We start from the raw sequence: 2,908 nt of genomic DNA on the forward strand, positions 1-2,908 counted from the left end.
CAATAACGGATCGCATGTTATTCACCTCGATTACCGACCATATATCGCGGAACGATCGAGAATTGCTGGTGGGGTTGGGTGGGTTTTGTTGATATTTCTAGAATTTAGTGACGGTTATTTGCATAAACCCACCCCTACAGATTGTTGGTTCAAACTATCGACCGATCGCGAGGGCAACCGAAAAATCCTGGAGTGTTTCACCGACGGAAAGCAGACTGGAAGAAGATTGCAGGGGTTGTCCTGTAATAGCATTAGTCCAATTTGTCGGTGCCGATGGGGGAAGATGGATGCTGGTATCCTGCCAAACATCCTTACCGAGGGGGCGTTTTCCTGGCGGTACTAAGCCGACAAAGAAACGTGGCGCGATCGAGATGGCCATTTTCCCCTCGAAATGTCGCCCGAAGGCAATAACTCGATCGCTTAATGCGCCTGTCACTTTGAGCGGGATATAATCACCTTGCTGGAATAAATCTCGCTCTGTTTTACGGGCTTGCAGTAGTTGAAAAGTGAGAAACAGTTTGATTCTGCCGTCGGTTTGGGTGGTAAATAGTTCGTCGATGAGGGCGAGGATATCGCGATCGATCTGTTCCCGAATATACTTGAGTGCGGTCTGGCGGCGATCGTAATCTACGGGACGACGGTTATCGGGATCGACTAGATTCAAGTCCCAAAATTCATCGCCCTGATAGAGATCGGGCACCCCTGGGGCGGTGTATTTTAATAACACTTGCGAGAGTGAGTTAAGGATGCCGTATTCGGCGACCTGACTTTGAAATGGCTGGAATTCGCGCAAGAAGGGGTTGGTTTCCGGCGTGGCTAAGATGGCGTCGATAAAGGCGAGATAGCCCTCTTCATAGTCACTATCGGGTCGCAACCAAGCGGTATGCACCTTGGCTTCGCGCACTGCTTTAATCGCATAGGCTTTGACTCGATCGACAAATTCAGCAAACTCACTATTGCTAAATGGAAATGCACCTACTAATGTCTGGTACAAAAAGTATTCATCGTTGCGATTGGGCACGCCTTTTCCCGCGATCTTCGGCTTTTTGTCAGCATTGAGATCCGCCCAGACTTTGACACGATCGATCCATTCGCTAGATAGTTCGGATAGCACATTCAATCGGGCGCGCATATCTTCGCCGCGTTTGGTATCGTGGGTGGCGGTAGCGTTCATGGAGTGTTGCCACTGCGCGACTTTGTGCTGGTTGAATCGATCGAATTGCTCTAAAGATATCCCAAAATGACCGGGATTGCCGCCGACTTCATTGAGCGAGAGCAGACGGTTGTAACTGTAGAGCAGAGTATCTTCAATCCCTTTAGCCATCAGCGGCCCCGTCAATTGCTGCATTCGCATGATAAAATCGAGCCGATCGCTTTTTTGGGCTTCGGTCAAATAGTCTTCGTGCTGGCGGAGTAATATTTGCTCGATGTAGTCCAATTCTTTGATTTGTTGGGGCACTCGATCTTTGGCAAGAACGATCGCGGTTTGAATGACGGATCGATCGGCATCGGTGACTCGATCGGAGGCAATATAAGTCCGATAAACTGGAAAAAATGCCAACACTTCAGTTAAGGCTCGCTTTAAACCATAAGCGGTAAAGTCACCACCGAGCCGAGTTTGTCCCGCAATGCGTTTGAGTCGATCGGCAAGATTACTGACATCGCCAGCCAAATTTGTTTCGATAATCAGCCGTTTTTTATCGGCAGCTAACGTCTCATATTCGGCGAACGATCGCGTAAATGTTGAATAAAATTGCGTCAACTGCTCCTGATGTTTGACACAACAAAACAAGCCATTTATATAATTTAGAAACTCGTAGCCACTAGTACCTTGAATCGGCCACTCAGATGGTAAATCTTCGGACAGTTCTAAGATTTTTTCGACGGTAATATACGTGTCTCCCGTTCGATCGCGCAACCGATCTAAATACCGACCGGGATCGTACAAGCCATCGATATGGTCGATCCGCAGTCCGGTAAAGCTACCGTCTTCAATTAGTTGAGTAATAAGTGAGTGAGTTCTTTGAAAAACTTTAATTTCCTCAACTTTGACCGAAATCAACTCATTAACTGTGAAAAATCGTCGATAATTAATCTCTTCCGCGCCCACCTTCCAATATGAGAGACGATAGAACTGTTCGTTTAGCATTCCATCTAGCAAGTTAAAGCTCTCTGGTTTGCCAACCTCGCCATTAAATGCCAACACATTAGCATCAAATAATTCTTTGACGATCTCATTTTGGCTGTACACTTCCCACAACAGATATTTGACAAAACTAATCCGATCGTAAAGTTCTCGACCTTTAGCTTCGTTGGCAACATTCTTGACTAGATATAAAATTCCGAGCAGCTTGATAAAATCTGGATGGTTTCGGCCAAGCGATCGTGTAATCTGACCTAAGTTATTTGATATAAATCGATTGTATGATTCGAGCCTAATTGGCAGTTTTAAGCCAAAATAATTAATGCTCAGTCCATTTTCCTCATAAGCAAGCTTGAGATCGCCTTGTTCTAGACATTCTGCATAAAAATTGCCGAGTAGCGGTGCCAAAACGCGGGCGGGAATAGTTTCAGAAATTGGTGTCCAATCGATATCAAAATAATCGAATGATTCCGCATCCGATCCATTTTCCAAGATATCCATCAGCCAGAGATTTTGGCTATCGTAAGCCATATGATTGGGCACGATATCTTGCAACCAACCCATCTGGTGTTGTTGGACTTCTTTAACTAATTCCGCAAACTCTTCAGCCGTCCCTAGTTCTGGATTTAGCTGGGTAGGATCGACGACATCATAACCGTGGGTGCTACCCGATCGAGCCTTGAAAATCGGGGACGCATAGATATCGGAAATGCCTAAATCGGCTAGGTAGGAGACGATCGATCGAGCGTCGGCGAAGGGATAGTC

1 protein-coding gene is annotated in these 2,908 nt (G+C 46.2%); it reads right to left on the reverse strand.

Going from position 1 to position 2,908, the window contains the following annotated elements; genetic code table 11:
* Nucleotides 1-154: 154 nt before the first annotated feature.
* Nucleotides 155-2,908, reverse strand: a 2,754-nt coding sequence (treY, locus tag C7B77_RS27295) for a malto-oligosyltrehalose synthase (protein WP_106312449.1), incomplete at its 5' end; no start/stop codon positions are given.

Origin of the sequence: Chamaesiphon polymorphus CCALA 037, assembly GCF_003003845.1 — a bacterium.
Taxonomy (GTDB): Bacteria; Cyanobacteriota; Cyanobacteriia; order Cyanobacteriales; family Chamaesiphonaceae; genus Chamaesiphon; species Chamaesiphon polymorphus.